Source organism: Pseudonocardia endophytica (genome assembly GCF_004339565.1).
GTDB lineage: Bacteria > Actinomycetota > Actinomycetes > Mycobacteriales > Pseudonocardiaceae > Pseudonocardia > Pseudonocardia endophytica.
The window spans coordinates 882,077-899,790 of record NZ_SMFZ01000002.1 but is presented as its reverse complement, the minus strand read 5'-3'; the positions used below and the strand labels follow the sequence as shown (position 1 = coordinate 899,790).

General features: G+C 72.8%; 18 protein-coding genes. 5 read left to right on the top strand and 13 right to left on the bottom strand.

The genetic code is table 11. The features are described 5' to 3' along the window. Positions 1-21: 21 nt before the first annotated feature. Positions 22-906, bottom strand: a complete 885-nt coding sequence (locus EV378_RS23095; protein WP_132429541.1) for a helix-turn-helix transcriptional regulator — start codon at positions 904-906, stop codon at positions 22-24. 389 nt (positions 907-1,295) lie between these two features. On the opposite strand from EV378_RS23095, the gene EV378_RS23090 reads away from it, so the two are divergent. Next, complete coding sequence (locus EV378_RS23090) at positions 1,296-2,669, top strand: alpha/beta hydrolase (RefSeq protein ID WP_165922435.1); 1,374 nt, start codon at positions 1,296-1,298, stop codon at positions 2,667-2,669. Between the two features lie 84 nt (positions 2,670-2,753). After that, the gene (locus tag EV378_RS23085) at positions 2,754-3,416 is read left to right on the top strand and encodes a TetR/AcrR family transcriptional regulator (RefSeq protein WP_132429539.1); all 663 of its coding nucleotides are present in this window, start codon (positions 2,754-2,756) and stop codon (positions 3,414-3,416) included. Between the two features lie 268 nt (positions 3,417-3,684). Here EV378_RS23085 and EV378_RS23080 read toward each other — a convergent pair whose 3' ends face one another. Both EV378_RS23080 and EV378_RS23075 read right to left on the bottom strand, forming a co-directional pair. After that, positions 3,685-4,131 carry a nitroreductase family deazaflavin-dependent oxidoreductase gene (locus EV378_RS23080; RefSeq protein ID WP_132429538.1) on the bottom strand — a complete coding sequence of 149 codons (447 nt, stop codon included), beginning with the start codon at positions 4,129-4,131 and terminating at the stop codon, positions 3,685-3,687. A gap of 120 nt (positions 4,132-4,251) precedes the next feature. Continuing rightward, positions 4,252-4,710, bottom strand: coding sequence for a VOC family protein (locus EV378_RS23075; protein WP_132429537.1), 459 nt, complete (start codon positions 4,708-4,710; stop codon positions 4,252-4,254). 158 nt (positions 4,711-4,868) lie between these two features. Between EV378_RS23075 and EV378_RS23070 the strand changes: the two genes are divergently transcribed. Beyond that, positions 4,869-5,228 (top strand): MmcQ/YjbR family DNA-binding protein, encoded by a 360-nt coding sequence (locus tag EV378_RS23070; RefSeq protein WP_132429536.1) that lies wholly within the window; start codon positions 4,869-4,871, stop codon positions 5,226-5,228. A 185-nt stretch (positions 5,229-5,413) separates the two neighbouring features. Here EV378_RS23070 and EV378_RS23065 read toward each other — a convergent pair whose 3' ends face one another. From EV378_RS23065 to EV378_RS23050, 4 genes are read right to left on the bottom strand one after another with little or no spacing between them, the layout of a single operon-like run. Continuing rightward, entirely contained in the window at positions 5,414-5,752 is a 339-nt protein-coding gene (locus EV378_RS23065) for a DUF1636 family protein (protein ID WP_132429535.1), read from the bottom strand. Positions 5,753-5,804: 52 nt separating this feature from the next. Then, on the bottom strand, positions 5,805-7,100 hold the full coding sequence (locus tag EV378_RS23060; RefSeq protein WP_132429534.1) for a metal-dependent hydrolase family protein: 1,296 nt from the start codon (positions 7,098-7,100) through the stop codon (positions 5,805-5,807). Between the two features lie 29 nt (positions 7,101-7,129). After that, entirely contained in the window at positions 7,130-7,885 is a 756-nt protein-coding gene (locus EV378_RS23055; protein ID WP_132429533.1) for an alpha/beta fold hydrolase, read from the bottom strand. A 19-nt stretch (positions 7,886-7,904) separates the two neighbouring features. After that, positions 7,905-8,774 carry a fumarylacetoacetate hydrolase family protein gene (locus EV378_RS23050; RefSeq protein ID WP_132429532.1) on the bottom strand — a complete coding sequence of 290 codons (870 nt, stop codon included), beginning with the start codon at positions 8,772-8,774 and terminating at the stop codon, positions 7,905-7,907. A 133-nt stretch (positions 8,775-8,907) separates the two neighbouring features. On the opposite strand from EV378_RS23050, the gene EV378_RS23045 reads away from it, so the two are divergent. Then, positions 8,908-9,579 carry a FadR/GntR family transcriptional regulator gene (locus EV378_RS23045; protein ID WP_165922433.1) on the top strand — a complete coding sequence of 224 codons (672 nt, stop codon included), beginning with the start codon at positions 8,908-8,910 and terminating at the stop codon, positions 9,577-9,579. 500 nt (positions 9,580-10,079) lie between these two features. Here the strand turns inward: EV378_RS23045 and EV378_RS23040 are convergent, their stop codons facing one another. After that, positions 10,080-10,913 carry an alpha/beta fold hydrolase gene (locus EV378_RS23040; RefSeq protein ID WP_132429530.1) on the bottom strand — a complete coding sequence of 278 codons (834 nt, stop codon included), beginning with the start codon at positions 10,911-10,913 and terminating at the stop codon, positions 10,080-10,082. Between the two features lie 335 nt (positions 10,914-11,248). Between EV378_RS23040 and EV378_RS23035 the strand changes: the two genes are divergently transcribed. Next, complete coding sequence (locus EV378_RS23035) at positions 11,249-11,551, top strand: BMC domain-containing protein (RefSeq protein WP_132429529.1); 303 nt, start codon at positions 11,249-11,251, stop codon at positions 11,549-11,551. Here the strand turns inward: EV378_RS23035 and EV378_RS23030 are convergent. Genes EV378_RS23030 through eutJ form a run of 5 tightly spaced genes read right to left on the bottom strand, consistent with a single transcriptional unit; the run spans position 11,535 to position 17,622 of the window. Further along, the gene (locus EV378_RS23030; protein WP_132429528.1) at positions 11,535-13,640 is read right to left on the bottom strand and encodes a helix-turn-helix domain-containing protein; all 2,106 of its coding nucleotides are present in this window, start codon (positions 13,638-13,640) and stop codon (positions 11,535-11,537) included. The two genes, EV378_RS23035 and EV378_RS23030, sit on opposite strands and share 17 nt — an antisense overlap. A 23-nt stretch (positions 13,641-13,663) precedes the next feature. Next, positions 13,664-14,698 (bottom strand): alcohol dehydrogenase catalytic domain-containing protein, encoded by a 1,035-nt coding sequence (locus EV378_RS23025; RefSeq protein ID WP_132429527.1) that lies wholly within the window; start codon positions 14,696-14,698, stop codon positions 13,664-13,666. 4 nt (positions 14,699-14,702) lie between these two features. Continuing rightward, positions 14,703-16,193 carry a malate dehydrogenase gene (locus EV378_RS23020; protein WP_243653727.1) on the bottom strand — a complete coding sequence of 497 codons (1,491 nt, stop codon included), beginning with the start codon at positions 16,191-16,193 and terminating at the stop codon, positions 14,703-14,705. After that, positions 16,190-16,819, bottom strand: a complete 630-nt coding sequence (locus EV378_RS23015) for a BMC domain-containing protein (protein WP_243653726.1) — start codon at positions 16,817-16,819, stop codon at positions 16,190-16,192. The genes EV378_RS23020 and EV378_RS23015 overlap by 4 nt, the downstream gene beginning before the upstream one ends. Further along, entirely contained in the window at positions 16,816-17,622 is an 807-nt protein-coding gene (gene eutJ / locus EV378_RS23010; RefSeq protein WP_279389680.1) for an ethanolamine utilization protein EutJ, read from the bottom strand. The genes EV378_RS23015 and eutJ overlap by 4 nt, the downstream gene beginning before the upstream one ends. Between the last annotated feature and the right edge of the window lie 92 nt (positions 17,623-17,714).

The window sequence follows — 17,714 nt, the reverse complement described above, 5'->3', positions numbered from 1 at the left end:
GGCTCGGGACGGATCGGCCCGCTAGGGGATCAGTCCCAGCCGGCGTGCGGTGCAGACCGCCTCCACCCGGTTGTGGGCGTCGAGCTTGCGCATGGCGCTCTGCAGGTAGGACTTCACCGTGGTGGGCAGGATCGAGAGCCTGCGCCCGATCTCGGCGTTGTTGCAGCCCACCGCGACCTGGATGAGCACGTCCACCTCGCGCTCGGACAGCCGGACGACCGGCTCGGGATTCGGATCCCCCGGGGTCGGGGTGTTCTCGATCGGGTCGACGATCCGGCGCGACAGCGCGGACAGCCGCTGCCGGGTCGAGGAGTCCGGCGCCGCGTGGGCGATCTCGAGCAGCTCGGCCTGCACCTCGCGCAGTCGCTCCCGGTCGACCCCGTTCTGGTCGGCGAGGCCGTCTCCGCCGGCGCGCAGTGGTGCGACCTCGGCCAACCGCCGCTCGACGATCTCGTCGACCGCGATGCGGAACTCGGCCTCGCGGGCGAGCCGCACCGCCTGCCGGACGACCGGCTCACCGATCGTCTGTGTCGTGCGGATCCCCCCGTAGAGGACGCCGACGACGCCGTGCTCGGTGCGCACCGGCACGGCGAGCATCGCCCGGATGCCCTCCGCACCGACCGCGCGGTCGTACTGGTGACTGATGTCGTCGGCGCGTGTGTAGTCGTCGACGGTGACCGGTCGGACCTGGGCCATCGCTTTCCCGCCGACGCCCGCGCCGGGCTGGATCGACAGGCCGCGCAGCGCCGCGGTCCGGCATCCGTACAGGCTGGCCAGGGTGAACGAGCGGCGGTCGGTCGCGAACCTTCCACGGAAGGTCACGTCCAGGTTCGCCGTCATCCGCAGCCGACGCGCCGCGTCGGCCAGGTGGTCGCGATCCGCGACCGCCGTCTCGCCACGAGCCATGGTCCCTCCTCGAGCAGCACTGCTCTGGTGCACGAGGTAACGATCGCGACGTACGTCCGGTTACGTGCGACCCGTCCGCGGCCCGCAGCCGGATGGCGGCGCCGGCGGTACCGGACCGGGTCGTCCGTGCTGCGCGTCCGGTGCCGGGCGTGGCCGTCCCCGGGGCGACCGACGTGCCTACACCCAGCTCCGGCGCCGGCCACGGCCGACGAGCGCGCCGCGGCACCGAACCGTGGGCCCGAGCCACCCACGGCGGCGGCCTAGTGATCATCGTTCACGTCACGCGGCCGAATTCACCCGATCGAGCTACACAACACGCGCATCTTGTCGAGTTTCCGGCAGTTGAGAGAACGACGATTCACATCCTGCCCCGGACAGGAAGGTTGACGATGAGACGATCGATCCGCTGCGTCACAGTCGCCGTAGCGGCCGTGCTCGCCCTGGCAGGCATGGTGGGAGTGTCGGTCGCGGCCCCCGCGGCCGATGCCGAGCCTGCCGCCCGGGACTACGGCACGCCGACCGCGGCCGAGAACAAGACGTGCCCGTACACCGGGCAGATCCCGGTGAAACTGCCCGCCGTGGCGTCGCCGGTGGGGAGCTCGGTGCCCGGAACGGCCGGCTTCAACCTGCCAGAGCCCTCGGTCGACTCGTCGATCTACGGCGAGCTGTGCATGAGCGAGCAGGCACTGCGCTCCGCGCGGGAGGGCAAGCCACCTGCGGTGCTGGTTCTGGTGCACGGCATCACCTACGGCACCTACTACTGGGACTTCCCGCTGCAGCCCGGGACCTACTCGGCGGTCAACGCCCTCAACGACCACGGTTACGCGACCCTGAACATCGACCGGGTCGGACACGGACGCTCGGACCACCCGCTCAGCGCGCTGACCACGACCGCCGCGCAGGCGGAGACGATTCACCAGCTGATCGGGAAGCTGAAGGACGGCGCCATCGGAGGCATCTCCTTCGACCACGTCACCACGGTCGGGCACTCCTACGGCTCGGTGATCGCCTGGTTCGAGTCGGCTCTGTACAACGACACCGACGCGGTCATCGCGACCGGCTACACCGACCGGGTCGGCGCGATCAACGCACTGCCGCTGATCCTGACCGGTGGCCCGGCCGCCCTGGACCCGGTCACCTCGTCCGAACCGTGGGCGGCTGATCCGGGCTACCTGCAGGTCCGGCAAGGCAGTCGCAACATCCCGGCGCTCTACCACGAGGAGAACGCCGACCCCGCGGTCATCGCGAAGGACAACGAGCTGGCCAACACCGTGACCGCGCCCGAGCTCGCCACCTTCCCCGAACCCGAGTACGACGGGATGCACAAGAACATCACCATCCCGACGTTCACCGTCAACGGTGAGTTCGACACCCTCGTCTGCGGCGCCAACCAGCAGGAATGCAGCACCGACGCGTCGCAGACGGCGTCCCCGGAAGAGCTGGAGGCCGCGTCGACCCGGCTGCGTGACTGGGAGGCCCCGGCGCACAACTCGGCGTCCTGCTTCCGCGCCGCGGCGATACCGGACGCCGGGCACGACATCAATCTGCACCGCAACGCCCAGCAGGCGTTCGCCCAGATCGCCTACTTCGCGGACCAGGCGTCCGGCACCGCCGGCGAGAACGTGGACTCCTACCGGGCGAGCTGTCGTACCGAGAAGCCGGGTGTCTCCGACGTCCTGCCCGACACCACCAGACTGGCTCCGCCGATCCCGATCGACGGGGTCGGGCCGCTGGGTGACCCGCAGGGAATCCCGGTCGGCTGACCTACCATGCTGACGGTGCCGGCGACCAGCTATCCGGGTCGCCGGCACCCGCACGCTCAACGTTCGAGGTCGATGGAGCTGTCGGTGCCGCAGGAACAGAAGCCGCGTCGAGACCCGGCCAGGAGAACCCGCATCCTGACGTCGGCCGCCGAGCTCATCTCCCGCAGCGGCTACCACTCGGTCGGCATGGCCGACATCGGAACCGCGGCCGGCATCGTCGGCTCCGGGATCTACCGGCACTTCGAGAGCAAGGCCGCGATCCTCGCCGAGCTCCTCGAGGACGTGATGAACAACCTCACCACCTCGGCCGCATCGATCGTCGACGACTCCCCCGACGACCGGACGGCCGTCACCCGCCTCGTCCGCAACCACGTCGACGTCGTCATCCACGACCGCCGCATCATGCAGGTCTACCACCGCGAGGCCCGCAACCTCCCCGCCCGCAACCTCCGCCAGCTACGACGCGCGCAACGCCTCTACATCGAGGAGTGGGCGACCGCCGTCGCCGCGATCAGGACCGATCTGGCCGACAGCGAAAGCCGGCTCCTCGTGCACGCCGCGATCGGCGCGATCCAGTCGATCCTCTTCCACAGTCCCGGACTGCCCGAGCCGCAGACGGCGACCATGCTTCGACAGGCCGCCCACTCCTGCCTGGGTGTCGAGGCCACCGACGGTCGCCTGGACCTGGCTGACGCACGGCAGCCCGTGTCCACCACCGTGGAGCATCCGGGAGCGCAGGCCGGCTGAAAGGCACGGGTCCGGAGTCACCTGCTCCGCGTCCCTGCTCTCTCCTGCTACGGCGCCAACGACGGGCCATCTCCACGGCGTTCGACGGCCTCGCCCGCCTGCTGCCCCGGACGGTCCCGTTGCTGGACTCGCTGCGCGAGGCCGGCCACACCGACGCCGCGTGCCGCGAGGCCCGGACTACTACCTGCTGATCACATCGCGCGGGTACAGCCCGGAGCAGTACGCCGAGCTGGTGCGGGACATCTGGATCCGGACGCTCCTGACGTAGTCAGTCCTGCGGCGTGAGAAGGACGACCGGGATCATGCGATCGGTCTTCTGCGCGTACTCGTCGTAGAGCGGGAAGATCTTCGCCATCTGCGGCCAGAGCGTCTCCCGCTCGGCCGGGCTCGCGACGCGGGCGCGGCCGGTGAACCGCCGGGTCCCTGCCTGCACCCCGACGCTCGGCTCGGCGACGAGGTTCAGGAACCAGGCCGGGTCCTCGTCGGCACCGCCCTTGGACGCGACGACGACGTAGTCCTCCCCCGACCTGCCGTAGATCAGGACGGTGCGGCGGGGCGTGCCGGTCCGGCGTCCGGTCGTGGCGAGGACGAGCGTGTACAGCCCGTCGTTCTCATGTCCCTCGGTCCCGCCCGACTCCATGTAGGTGCGGGCCTGCTCGGCGACCCAGTCCCACGCAGAGTCGGTGGCACGGTCGAGGTCGGCTGCGACAGCCATCGGATTCCCTCCCAGATCATGCGGCCGTGGTGGCCGCTCGTGCCCGGGGGACGGAGCCGACGTGCCGTTCTCGACACGAGGAGGAGCGACGCCGCCGGAAAGGGCTCGGAACCCACCGTCTCACGTCGCGACGGCCACCATCTCCGCACCGTCGTCCTCGGCCAGCGCGACGAGGATCCCCTCGGGACCACGCACGTTGCAGAGCAGGTGTCCGCCGAACCGGACGACGTCGCCCACTGGTTCGGCTCCGTACGCGCGCAGCCGGGCGAGGGTGTCCTGGATATCGTCGACGGCGAACATCACCCGACGGATCCCCGGAGTGTTCGTCGGCGCACCCGGCTCGGTCGTGGTGGCGGTCGGCGACCGGAAGCTCATCAGCTCGAGCCGCGAGTGGCCGTCCGGGGTCCGGACCATGGCGATGTCGCACCGGACGCCGTCGAGCGCGACGAGCCGGTCCACGTCCGGCCCCTCGACCAGCGCCTCGCCCTCGAGCTCCATACCGAGCTCGACGAAGAACGCGATCGCGGACCCGAGGTCGTCGACGACGATGCCGACGTTGTCCATGCGCTTGAGCGCCATGATGATTCCCTCCCAGGTCGTGCGGCCGTCGTGGCCGCTCGTACCCCGGGGACGGAGCCGGTTCCCCGTTCTCGACACCCGCCGGCAGGAGCCCGACCGATGATGTCGGCCCGGCGGTGCGGTCTGTCCTGTGTACACACGATTCGAAGGGGGCGAGCATGGCGGTGATCGAGGACGTCCGGCCGCTGGGTACCGGGCTCGAACGCTCCTACGAGGCGTACGTGCGCGACAAGCTGCGTTTCCGCGTCAAGCAGATCGTCTACGTGGCGTTCTCGCTCGACGAGAGCGTGATGGGCTTCGCGTTCCCCAAGGAGGAGCGGGAGTCACTCGTCGCCGGTGAACCGCACAAGTTCCACATGCCGTCGACGTCGGAGATGCGTTTCAACTGGGTCGTCGCCGAGCTCGCGGAGCTCGAGCCGACGGAGGCACGCGAGCTCGTCGTCGACGCGTGGCGCATGGTCGTCCCGAAGAAGCTCTCCCGCGCCTACGACCTCACCCACCCGGACGGTCCGGGCTGACGACGCTCACGCGCGACCTCCCACCGCGCCCGTCGTCGGCGACGACCGCGGGCCGGGCGGCGGGAGGCATCGTGCGCCCCAGCCGGATCTGGTCGCCCTCCCGTGCTTCGACGACGGCCACCCGGGGCCCACGGTGGATGCCGCCGAGGTGGTGGGTGAGGCGATCACACCACGTGGGCAGGTGATCAGGCCGGCGGGCGCTTGTACGTCACCGCACTCAGGCGGTCGGTGAGTGCGGACGGGATCTCCCAGTCGTCCGGTGCACCGCTGACGGACCCGGAGTGGGCGCGGGCGGCGACGACGATCGCGTCGGCGTCGTCGGGCGAGAGCCCGGTGAACCGCACGCGCGCCTTGCCGATCCCGTCGACCGCGACCACGCCGTCGTCCGGACATCCGCCCAGGCACTGCACCCGGCGCACACGCACGTCCGGATGCGCGACGAGCGCGGCGTCGAGGCCCCGGCCGAACGACCCGGTGTGCACCGGGTCGTAACGGGGACACGTCTGGCAGACCAGTAGCGGCATGTCGGCTCCGGGTCGGGGCGGGAGTCACCGGGTGGTGGCGTCCGGCCGGGTGTCAGGGCCGGGCCTGGACCGTGGCCGCCGCCGACGCGGTCGCCCGGTCGACGGGCTGCCCGGCCTCCTGCAGCACCGGGCTCGCGTCCGGCTTGTGGAACCGGCCGTCTTTCATGATCGCGTTGATCCGGTCGCGTTCCTGGAGGATCGTGATGTCCTCCAACGGGTCCCCGTCGACGAGGAGCAGGTCGGCGAGGTAGCCGGGCTGGACCTGGCCGAGCTCGTCGGGCCGGAGCATGATCTCGCCGCCGAGCTTCGTCGCGGACAGGATCGCCTCCATCGGCGTGAAGCCGAGACGCTCGACGAAGTGCTCCAGGTCGCGGGCGTAGGTGCCGTGCGGCGTCCACGCGAAGCCGTAGTCGCCGCCGGGCAGCAGCCTGATCCCGCGCCGGTGCATCTCGCGCAGGCCCTCGGTCGCCTGCTCCAGCTCCTTCTTGTACCCGACGGCCTCGGCGGCCTCCTGCGGGAACCCGAAAGACTCCGCCTCGTACAGCGTCGCGACCAGCCAGTTGATCCCCGGAGCGACGAACACCCAGTCCCGGTTCGCCTCGAGCATGTCCATGCCCTCGGCGTCGGTGAAGCTGGCGTGATAGACGATGTCGACGCCGTGCCGGACGCACATCTTCACGCTCTCCGCGGAGCGCGCGTGGGCACAGACGCGCTTGCCGCGCCGGTGCGCCTCGGTGACGGCGGCGGCCACCTCCTCGTCGGAGAAGTACGTGTCCTCCGCGCGCTGCGTGCCGGTGATCTCCTCGCCGGTCATCGAGAGCTTGATCTGGTCGACGCCGAGCTCGATCAGCTCGCGGACGGCCTTGCGCATGCCCTCCGGCCCGTCGGCGAACTTCGTGATCGATCCGACCAGCGCGCCGCCGGTCACGGCGATCTCCGGGCCGTTGGCCAGGTAGCGCGGCCCGGGGATGCGGCCGGCGTTGATCGCGTCGCGGCAGACGACGTCGAGCCGGTCCTTCGCGGACGCCGCGCCGAGGCACATCGTGTAGCCGGAGTCGATGTAGGTCTTGGCCGACTCCATCGCCGCGATCAGGTGCTCTTCGACGGGCATCGTGCCCAGCCCGTCGAGGTCCGCGGAGTTGATCCAGGAGAAGTGGGTGTGGGCGTCGCAGAGCCCGGACATGAGCGTCCGGCCCCGGCCTTCGACGACCTGGGCGCCCTCGGCCCGGCCGGGGTCGACCTGGCCGACGGCGGCGATCCGGTCGTCGACGACGAGCACGTCACCCGGGTAGGGGTCGGCTCCGGTCGAGTCGAGGATCCGGACGTCGCGGAACAGCACCGTGGACATGAAAGACCTCCCCGTCGAGGTGGTGGGCGTCAGAAGAACTTCAGGAGATGGGCGGTGACCTCGGCCGGCTTCTCGATCGCGGTCCAGTGCCCGCAGCCGTCGAAGACCTCGAGGACGGCGGAGCCGTGCGCGTCGGCCAGCGCGCGGCTGGCGTCGGGCGGGCCGACCTTGTCCTCGTCGCCGGTGAGCAGCAGCAACGGCAGCGACTTCTCGACTGGGCCCGGGTCGGTGGCGCCGGCCAGCGCCTCGCAGGAGCGCGCGTAGCCCTCCGGGTCCTGCCGCAGCACGAGCTCGCGGACGAGCGCGGCGGCGGCCGGGTGGTCGCGACGGGTGGCGTCGCTCGTCGCGGCGTTCATGATCGCGTCCGCGACGGCGATCTGCCCCTCCCCCCGCACGGTGGCGGCGCGGCCACGGGGCCCCGACGGGTCGGCGGGCGGGTTGACGGCACCGAGCAGCGCCAGGTGCGAGACGCGGTCGGGGTGCGTCGCGGCCAGGCGGCGCACGGTCAGCGTCGCCATCGAGTGTCCGACGACGCGCGCCGACTCGATGCTCAGCTCGTCCAGGAGCGCGGCCAGGTCGGCGGCGAACGAGTCGATGGACAGCTCGCCGGTGACCGGGGAGCGGCCGGAACCCTCCATGTCCGGACGGATCACGGTGAAGCGCTCGGCGAGCGCCTCGACCTGCGGCTGGTAGAAGTTCGACGTCCCGCCCAGCCCGTGGACCAGCAGTACCGCCGGCCCGTCGCCCTGGATCTCGACGGCGAGTTCCTTGCCGTTGACCTGCACGTTCGTACCCTCCCGGGGATCAGACGATGGTGGTGCGCTGGGCGCCGAGGCCGGTGATCGCGCACTCGACGACGTCGCCGGGCGCGAGGAACCGCGGCGGGTCGAACCCGATCCCGACGCCGGCGGGCGTGCCCGTGGCGATCACGTCGCCGGGCAGCAGCGTGATGCCGGCGGAGATCACCCGGATCAGCTCCGGCACGTCGAAGATCAGGTCCTTGACCGGTGCCTTCTGGCGCAGCTCTCCGTTGACGTGGCTGGAGACCTCGAGCGCGCCGAGGTCGGCGATCTCGTCCGCGGACACGGCCCACGGCCCCATCGGGGCGTGCGTGTCCAGGGACTTGCCGAGCAGCCACTGCTTGTGGTCGCGCTGCACGTCGCGAGCGGTGACGTCGTCGACGATCGTGTAGCCCCAGACGTGGTCCGGCGCGTCGTCGTAGGAGATGCCGCGCCCGCCCCGTCCGATGATCACGGCGAGCTCGGCCTCGTAGTCCAGCTCGCTCGTCACCGACGGGTGCGACTCGACGTCGTCGAACGGGCCGGTCACCGACGTGGTCGCCTTGGAGAACACGATCGGCTTGTCCGGCAGGTCCTCCGAGCGCTGCGGGGTGTCGTACCCGGAGCGCCCGAACTCGGCGACGTGCTCGCGGTAGTTCTTGCCGACGGCGAACAGGTCCCGGCGCGGCGACGGGAACGGCGCGCGCAGCCGGGGGTTCTCGACGACCGGGAGCCCTGCCGCGGCGATCGCGCCGGAGAGCGCGTCCCACTCCTCGATCACGGCCAGCAGGTCCCGCTCGCCGGTGACGCCGGCCATCGCCCGGACGGTGATGCCGTCGTCGTCGACGCGGCCCAGGCCGGTTCGGCCGTCCGCCTCGTACGTCACCAGCTTCATCGTCGCCGCCTCCTCGACCAATCAGCAACCAATCTTGCAATGGTCGCCTTTGGTCGGGACCCTAACGAGCACGTCGGCAGTTGTCATCACTTCGACAGCAGCTATATTGGTTCCGCATTGGTCGGGAGGTGCGATGACCGGTCCCACGACGGACGAGCGGGTGCGGGCGATGCTCGCGGACGGCCTGCGCAGCGGCACGCTGAGTGCCGGGTCGCGGCTGCCGACCGAGCGATCGCTCGTCGACCAGCTCGGTATCGGGCGCACGGCCGTGCGCGGTGCGCTCGCCGCGCTGGAGCGCGAGGGGACGATCGTCCGGCACGTCGGACGCGGCACGTTCGTCGCGGACACGCTCGCAGCCGCGACCACCGGCGAGGACGCACCGCAGACCAGCCCGGCCGAGATCATGCAGACCCGCCTGCTACTGGAGCCGGAGATCGCCGCGCTGGCCGCGACGCAGGCGACCCAGGCCGACGTCGACCACCTGCACCACTGCCTGTCCCGCAGCGAGCACGCGATCGACTACGCCGACTTCGAGGGCTGGGACTCGGCGCTGCACCGGGGCATCGCCACGGCCGCGCACAACGCGCTGCTGCTCCGCCTGTTCGACACCATGAACGCAGCCCGCGACCTGCCGGTCTGGGGCAGTATCAAGCGCAGGACGGCGACGCCCGCCCGTCGCGAGCGCTACGAGACGGGCCACCGCGCGATCGTCGACGCGCTGACCGAACGTGATCCGGACCTGGCCCGCGAGCACATGCGCGCGCACCTGCTCGAGGTCCGGACGAACCTGCTCGGCCCGCACTGAGCGTCCCGAGACAGCGCACGGCGACCGCACGTCTCGGCGGAACGCGCAGCCCGGGCAGAACGCACAGTGATCCGCAGAACGCACGGTGATCCGCAGTACGCACCCGCCGACGGTGCTCGCGCGCGCTCGGACACGAGCGTCCGCCGGATCAGCGCGCGCCCGCCGGATCAGCGCGCGTCCGCCGGACCGGCGCACCCCACGGACCAGCGCACGGTGATCCGACGACCGCACGTCTCGACAGAACGCGCAGCCTGGGCAGAACGCACAGTGATCCGCAGAACGCTCGGTGATCCGCAGAACGCACTCGTCGACGGTGCTCGCGCGCGCCCGGACACGAGCGCCCGCCGGATCAGCGCGCATCCGCCGGATCAGCGCGCATCCGCCGGATCAGCGCGCATCCGCCGGATCAGCGCGCGCCCGCCGGACCGGCACGCATCCCGCGGGGCGGCATACATCCCACGGACCGGCACGCGTTCCAGCGGATGCGCGCGGGCGCGCGGTCAACCGCTGCGCAGCGACGCCAGGAGTCGCCGGACCCATCCCGGTTCACGACGGGGCCGGACCGGGTGGTGCGCGACGACGACCGGATCGCCCGGCAGCTCGCGGTCCAGGAACGACCGCAGCTCGGCCGTGAACGCCTCCGGGTTGTCCAGGTTGCTGACGTGCCCGGCGTCCGGGACGACGGCGTACTCCGCCCGCGTGTCCCGCTCGGCCCAGTCGCGTGTGGAGCGGGCGATGTCGCCGAGGCGGTCGTCGGCGCCGTGCATCAGCAGGGCGGGAACCGGCAGGCGGTAGTCCGGGTCCGGGTGCAGGGCCGCGACGAGCGACGTCAGCACCTGCACCGCAGCCGACGGCGACCATTCGCGCAGGTCCTCGGCCATCGACGCGTCGCTCGCCAGCGCGCGGGCGGCCTGCCGGTGGAACAGCTCCTGCGGTATCAGCGCCATGCCGGTCAGTGCGGCGAACGCGAGCGGCTTCTCCAGCGCCGAGCGCGGACCGGTGACGCACGTGGCGTCCGCGACGACCAGCGCCGCGACCTGCTCCGGCGCCCGGTAGACGACCTCCTGGGCGATCGCTCCGCCGAGGCTCAGCCCGACGAGCGCGACCCGGCGGTCCAGCACCTCGAGCAGGTCAAGCACGTCGTCGACGGCGGCGTCGAAGTCGAACAGCCCCAGCTCGGGGGACGCGCCGTGCCCGCGTAGATCGACCGTGACCGTCCGGAACCGGTCGGACAGGGCCTCGACCTGGGGATCCCAGGAGCGGTGGTCGGCCGTCGCACCGTGCAGGAACACGACGGTCGGCGCGCCGGCCGGGCCGTTCTCCCAGCGCGGCATGGTCGTGAGAGGAGCGGAGAGGGTAGGCACGAGAGCCTCCGGAGTCGGGGGAACATCGTGGCGTCGCTGCCTGTACCCGACGGTAACCGGCGGGAGACCGGTCACCGAATCCGTCGATCGCGACGACCGCCCGAAACGGCCCGACGGGCCTGGTCAGCGCGTCGCTGCGAGGTCGGTCACCGGCGACGCGGCGTCGATCGCGCACCTGCGCCGGCTGCTCGCCGCCCGTCGCTGAGGGACAGCACGTCCGTCCGCGCACTATCCGCGCAGGACATCGCGACGACGGGCCGCGCGCGGCTACCGTCGGCGGGGACGACCCGGCGGAAGGACGTGCGATGACGGCTCCGGCATCCGGTGGTGCGCTCGGTCTGGTCGAGACGAAGGGCCTGGTCGGCGCCATCGAGGCGGCCGACGCGATGGTGAAGGCCGCGAACGTCCGCGTCGAGGGCTACCGCACGCTCCGCAACGGGCAGGTGTCCGTGCTCGTGCGCGGTGACGTCGGCGCGGTGCAGGCGGCCGTGGACGCCGGCTCGGCCGCGGCCCGCGCCGTCGGCGAGCTCTACACGAGCCACGTCATCCCGCGCCCGCACGGCGAGACCGAGGGCGTCGTCTCCGGGGTGATCACTCCCCCGGCGTGAGCCCCTCCCCCGGCTCGCACCGGTTGACCTGCAGCAGCCGCAGCGCGAAGTCCGCGCGCATCCGGTCCTCGTGCCGCGAGAGGTCGAGCCCGGTGAGGCTGCGGATCCGCTCCAGGCGGTAGCGCAGCGTCTTGTGGTGCACGAACAGCCGCTCGGCGGCGACGCGCTGGGAGCAGTCGGCGTCGAAGAACGCGCGCAGGGTGCGGACGAGCGACCCGTCGTTGTCCCGGTCGTAGGCCAGCAGCGGGCCGGTCACCTCGTCGACGAACGCCTGCAGGTCCGGGTCGTCACCGGAGCCGAGCAGCAGCCGCACGATCCCCAGCTCCTCGTAGAGGAACACGTTCTCGCCGCCGAGGCGGTGCGCCGCGGACAGCGCGGTCTGCGCCTCGTTGAGCGCACTCGGAAGTTCGACGACGTCGGCGTGCTCCCGGCTGATCCCCCAGCTCAGGCGCACACCGGACTGCTCGCGCACGGCCGCGGCGACGGAGTTGACGAGATCGCGCGCACCGTCCCGGTCCAGGTCGGTGCCGATCGCGACGAGGAAGTCCCCGCGCAGCCCGGCCAACGCGGGTGCCCTACCGTCGTCGGGGCAGCGGACGGCGCGCAGCACGTCCCGCCGCACACGGTCGAGTTGCGCGGTCTCCCAACCGTGCTCGGCCGCCAGCAGGTCGAGGTTCTCGATCTGGCCGTAGACGACGCGCAACGCGCCGCCGAGCGCGACGGACAGCTGCTGTGCCCTGGTGCGGGCGGCGAGCCGGTGCTCGACGGGACCCTGCAGGAGGTCCCAGAGCACCTGCTCCATCGCCTCGGCCCTGGCGCGGCTGGCCGCCCGTTCCCGGAGCAGCGCCAGCGAGCACGCCATCGCGACGTGGCCCGCGACGGCGTCCATGACCTCCGCGGGCTGGTCGCGGGTGAGCAGGCAGACCTGGCCGACCCGGTCGCCGTCGGCGTGCACCGGGCGGATCCAGCGGCCCTGCCCGGCGCCGCGGGCACCGCTCGCGGCCAGCGATTCCGGCAACGAGCTGGTCAGACGCGGTCCGGAGTGGACAGCGAGCCGGCCGCCGTCCGGTCCGTAGACGCCGACCTCGCAGTCGAACTCGACGGCCACGGTGCGGGCGATCGCGGCGAGACCGCCGCCCTGCACCACTGTGGACAGCAGCGTCTGCTGGAGCTGTGCCGTGCGGTCCAGCACGGTCATCTGGCGGGCAAGCTGGTCGCGGGCCTCCTCGGCGCTCTGCATGGCCTGCACCTGCACGTCGTGCAGGCGCGCGTTGTCGATGGCGATCGTCGCGAAGTCGGCGAGCGTGACCATGCGGCGGACGTCGCGGTCGGTGAACACGGACTCGCGGCGCCGCCACACCTCGAGCACGCCGACCAGCTCGCCCTGCAGCCGCAGCGGCACGGCGAGCGCGGAGCGGGTCTCCTCGCGCTCCGCGAGCGACATGAAGTCCTGGCTGATCGTGCGGTCCTCGAGGTAGGAGTCGACCTTGGCGGGCTCCCCGGTGAGGAACACCAGCCCGGCGACGCCCTGGCCGCGCTTCATCCGCAACCGCGACGTCTCGACGGAGCGGTGTCCGACGCACGACTGCATCCGGACCTCGTCGCCCTCGCGCAGCAGCACGCCGCAGATGTCCGCGCCGAGCAGCCTCAGCACCCAGTCGGCGACCGACAGCAGCACCTGGTCGGCGTCGCGCACGGACAGCAGCCGCCCGGCGACGTCGCGGATCGAGTCGACCTCCGTCGCGGTGGAGACGAGCTCGGAGCCGACGTCCGCGTGGTCGCGCAGCAGCGAGAGCCACACGCAGGCCTGACGCAGCAGATCCCACGGCACCGGGTGGGACGCATCGGCCCACCGCACGGTGATCCCGGCGGCCTCCACCCGGCCCCCTCCGTCACCGGGCCAGGACACACCGGCCAGCAACCGCGTCCCGTCGAGCACCCGGACCGGGGCACCGATCTCCTGCGTGACGGCCGCGGCCAGCGCCTCTGCGGCGCAGCGCGGTTCGTCCGGGCGGGTCTGCAGCAGGCGCGTCAGCCCGCCGGTCCCGACGGCCGTCATCAGGGCGGTCCCGAGCTCGGAGGGCACCATCGCCTACCTCTCTCGTGCGCGTCTCAGATCACGAGCAGTGACTTCAGGGTATGGCGCTCGGCCATGTCGCGATACGCCCTCGGGGCGTCGTCGAGATCGATCCGCTCGGATGCCACGACAGCCGGGGTGATCGCACCTGATCGGACCAGCCCGATCAGGTCTGGCGCGTCGCGCATCAGGTTCCCGACGGCGAAGCGGAGCGTCAGTTCCTCGGCGAACGCCCGCGCGACGGGCAGCGCGTACCCGGCGTCCGTGTGCACGCCGACCGCCACGACCGACCCCCGCTTGCGGACCAGACCGAACGCCGTGTCGAGCCCGGCCGGGCCGCCGATCGCGTCGATCACGGCGTCGGCGCCGCGGCCGTCGGTGACCCGGTCGACGACGTCGCGGCTCCGGTCGGGATCCGCGACGACGGCGCCCTCTTCGGCGGCCAGCGCGCGCCGCGACTCGACGGGCTCGACCAGCACGACGACGCCCGCTCCGAGCGCCTGCGCGGCCAGGCTCGTGAGCTGACCGACCGGCCCGCCGCCGACCACGGCCAGCGTGTCCCCCGGCCGCAACCCGGCCCGCCGCACAGCCGCGAACCCGGTGGCCAGCGTGTCCCCGAGGAACACGGCGGCGTCCAGGTCGACACCCTCCGGCAGCCCGACGAGCACGGTGTCCGCGTGCGGGACGCGCACGTACTCGGCCTGCGCCCCGGCCAGCGCGGGTCCGTACGCCGTCCCGGTGCCGAAGAACCGGCGCTCTGCGCACTCCCAGTGGTCGCCACGGCGGCACCACCAGCACCGCCCGCACGCCGTGTAGTCCGCGCCGACCACGACGTCCCCGACCCGGTGCCCGACGACGGCGGGCCCGGTCTCGACGATCTCCCCGGCGAACTCGTGGCCGAGGATCGTGCCGCGCGGCACGCCGTCCGGGTGGTAGACGGCGTGCAGGTCGGTCCCGCAGACGGCGGCGCGCCGGACGCGCACGATCGCGTCCGCCGGGTCGGCGAGCTCCGGCTCCGTGACGGGCTCGACGCTCACCCGCCCGTCACCGGAGTAGAGGACCGCGCGCACGTCGTCACCGCGCCGGGGCGAGGTCGGCGAGGCGCTCCCGGATCCGGTCGGCGGCCGTGCGCAGGGCCGTCAGCTCGTCCGCGGCCAGCGGGAGCTCGACGATCTCGCGCACGCCGTCGCGTCCGAGGCGCGCCGGGAGTCCGACGTAGACGTCGCGGATGCCGTACTGGCCGTCGGCGAGCACGGCGGCCGGCATGACCTCGCCCGAGTCGGCGGCCATCGCCAGCACCATCCGCGCGGCGGACATGCCGGGCGCCATGAACGCGCTCCCGGACGACAGCAGCCCGACGACCTCGGCGCCGGACCCGCGCGTGCGATCGACGACGGCGTCCAGGTCCCCCTCGATCGGCCGCCCACCCACGCCCACCCGGGACAGCGGCACGACCATCTCCTCGCCGTGGCTGCCGAGCGCGAGCGCGTCGATCCGGTCGGCGCGGCCCGCGCCGGTCAGCGACGCGAGAGCCTGGAACCGGGCCGTGTCCAGCACGCCGGCCATCCCGAGGACGCGGTGCGACGGCAGCCCGGACGCCTGCCAGGCGTGCTGGGTCATCTCGTCCAGCGGGTTCGTGATGACGACGAGCACGACGTGCGGTGACGTGGCGGCCAGTGTGGACGCGACGTCGCCGACGATCGCCGCGTTCGTCCCGATCAGGTCGCTGCGGCTCATCCCGGGTGTGCGGGGCCTACCGGCGGTGATCACCGCGTAGTCGCAGGACCCGGCGCCCTCCACCGTGCCGGAGCCCCGGATCCGGGTGGCGAAGCCCGCCAGCGGCGCGGTGTGGGTCAGGTCCAGTGCGATGCCCTTCGCGCGGCCCTCGTCGATGTCGACGAGCACGACCTCGTCGAACACGTCGGCCTCGGCCAGTCGCATCGCGGTGATCATCCCGACGTGCCCGGCTCCGACGACGACCACGCGTCCGGTCCGCCCGTGGCGCGCCGGACGTGCGGGGGCGGAGGCCAGGCCGGGCGGCAGCGGGGCGCCGCGGCGGAACAGCGCTCCCGACGGCGGACGGACCGGCGGGGGCGGCGCGCCACCCGGGATACCCACCGCGCCGGGGACACCCGCCGCACCGTTCGACGAACGCTCCGCTCGCGCGGCCGGCGAGGTGGGGCGGCCCGCCCCGTGGCCCGCTGCCCCGCTGGACGAGCGCTCCGCTCGCGCTGCCCCGTTGGACGAACGGCCCGTTCGCGCACCCGGGGCGGCGGGACCCGCGGCCGGGCCGGAACCGGTCTGCGGCACCGGGCCGGGGCGCTGGGCGGTCCCGGAGCCGGGCCTCGGCCCCGAGCGCTGGGTCGTGCCGGACCCCGCGACCTGGCGCGACGGTGGAACGGCCGGCGGCGGGGCGTTCCCGGCCCCGCCGCCGACCTCGATCGTCACGCCCAGGTCCTGGGCGCGCTCGCGGGCGAGTGGCGTGACGACGTCGCCGGGCCCGACGCGCAGCACGCGCGAACCGTCGGCGGCGGCCTCCACATCGGAGGCTCCACGGACGCTCACCGGGCCGGCTCCTGCCCGTCGATCGCCTCCAGCGCGACGACGGCGGCGTCCCGCGCGGCCTGCACGTCGCTCTCCGTGCCGGACAGGAACATCCGACCGAACCGCCCGACGGCGCGCAGCTCGATGACCGTGATGTCCGCGGCCTTCTCCGCCTCGTTCGCGGCGACCGAGATGTAGGCGGCCGGCGCGACCTCCATGACGAACAGGCTCTGGCCGGGCATCAGCATGGATCCCTTGCGCCACTTGTTGAGCAGCTGCGCCTGGTAGGGGTGCACGTTCGTGATGAACTGGGTCGAGGCGATCTGCGGCCGGAGACGGTCCGATTCGGACATCCCCAGCTCGGCGAGCACCGCGTCGCCGGACGCGAGCACCTCCGCCTGCTGCTCGGAATGGATCTCCAGCAGGCCGAACTCGCGCTCGATGATCTGCAGCGCCGGACGCACGCCGGCCGCCTTGAGCGCGATGTCCGCGGCGCGGAACACCTCGTTGCCGGGAGCCATCTCGATGTAGAGCTCGGCCATCCCGGCCAGCGGCACGTCGCCGGGGCTGGTGGCCGCGATGTGCGCCGCGCACTGCGGCTGCATGCGGTCGACGAACGCGTAGGTGCGCAGGGTCGGCGTGCTCACGCGGCGGCCTCCGGGGCCTCGGCCGCGATCCCGAGCGGCGTGATCAACAGGGCGTGCGGGTAGGTCACGACGGGTCGCTCCAGATAGGACTGGAGCACCCGGTCGGCGCCGGGCAGCATCAGCGCACCGCCGGCCAGGTGCAGCGGGAGGTCGGGCCGGCCGGTCGTCATGGCACGGACGGACTCGGCGATCCGGTGCAGGCCGGGGGTGAGGATCGGCAGGCACTCGCCGGGGTGGGAGCGCTTGCGCGGCTCCGCCTCGGCGATGCCGATCCCGAGCGCGCCGGCCAGCACCAGGTCCAGATGGTGCCCGCCGCCCGCGCGGTCGTCGAGCGCGACGAGCTCGCCGCCCGCGAACACCCCGACGCCGGTGGACCCGCCGCCGACGTCGACCACGACGCCGTCGTCGATCCCCAGGACGGCCTGCGCCGCGCTGACCTCGTCGACGAGCGCGACGTCGTCGAACCCGGCCGCCTCGCACACGTAGGCGCAGGCACGGGCGTCGGCGACCGGGATGCACGGCGGGTAGGCGGTGGCGGCCGCCGTCAGCTCGACGCCGAGCGCCCGTTCCGCCCGCTGCTTGAGGCCGCGCACCGTGGCGATCGCCTTCGCGAAGTCGACCACCACGCCGTCGGCGAGCGCTCCGGACGGGTGCGCGTCCACCCATACCGGCTCTCCGGCCGCGTCGAGCACCACGAGCACGCAGTTCGCCGTGCCCAGGTCGACGCCGACGCGCACCGGCGTCCGGACCGGGACGTCCGGCGCCCGGGAGCCGGCGAGGAGGGCGGCCGCCGCATCGAGCAGCGCCCCGGGTCGCCCGTTTCCACGGTGATCGTCGGTTCGGCGGTCCCCGGGGCCGGATCTGTCCGGTTCCGGTGCCGAACCGGCGATCATGG

What these genes read in the sequence shown, in the direction of transcription:
- EV378_RS23090 (WP_165922435.1), top strand. Translation starts at nt 1,296, where the DNA reads ATGAGACGATCGATCCGCTGCGTCACAGTCGCCGTAGCGGCCGTGCTC.
- EV378_RS23040 (WP_132429530.1), bottom strand. Translation starts at nt 10,913, where the DNA reads ATGCCGCGCTGGGAGAACGGCCCGGCCGGCGCGCCGACCGTCGTGTTC.
- EV378_RS23060 (WP_132429534.1), bottom strand. Translation starts at nt 7,100, where the DNA reads ATGTCCACGGTGCTGTTCCGCGACGTCCGGATCCTCGACTCGACCGGA.
- EV378_RS23080 (WP_132429538.1), bottom strand. Translation starts at nt 4,131, where the DNA reads ATGGCTGTCGCAGCCGACCTCGACCGTGCCACCGACTCTGCGTGGGAC.
- EV378_RS23065 (WP_132429535.1), bottom strand. Translation starts at nt 5,752, where the DNA reads ATGCCGCTACTGGTCTGCCAGACGTGTCCCCGTTACGACCCGGTGCAC.
- EV378_RS23095 (WP_132429541.1), bottom strand. Translation starts at nt 906, where the DNA reads ATGGCTCGTGGCGAGACGGCGGTCGCGGATCGCGACCACCTGGCCGAC.
- EV378_RS23075 (WP_132429537.1), bottom strand. Translation starts at nt 4,710, where the DNA reads ATGGCGCTCAAGCGCATGGACAACGTCGGCATCGTCGTCGACGACCTC.
- EV378_RS23045 (WP_165922433.1), top strand. Translation starts at nt 8,908, where the DNA reads ATGACCGGTCCCACGACGGACGAGCGGGTGCGGGCGATGCTCGCGGAC.
- EV378_RS23035 (WP_132429529.1), top strand. Translation starts at nt 11,249, where the DNA reads ATGACGGCTCCGGCATCCGGTGGTGCGCTCGGTCTGGTCGAGACGAAG.
- EV378_RS23030 (WP_132429528.1), bottom strand. Translation starts at nt 13,640, where the DNA reads ATGGTGCCCTCCGAGCTCGGGACCGCCCTGATGACGGCCGTCGGGACC.
- EV378_RS23050 (WP_132429532.1), bottom strand. Translation starts at nt 8,774, where the DNA reads ATGAAGCTGGTGACGTACGAGGCGGACGGCCGAACCGGCCTGGGCCGC.
- EV378_RS23070 (WP_132429536.1), top strand. Translation starts at nt 4,869, where the DNA reads ATGGCGGTGATCGAGGACGTCCGGCCGCTGGGTACCGGGCTCGAACGC.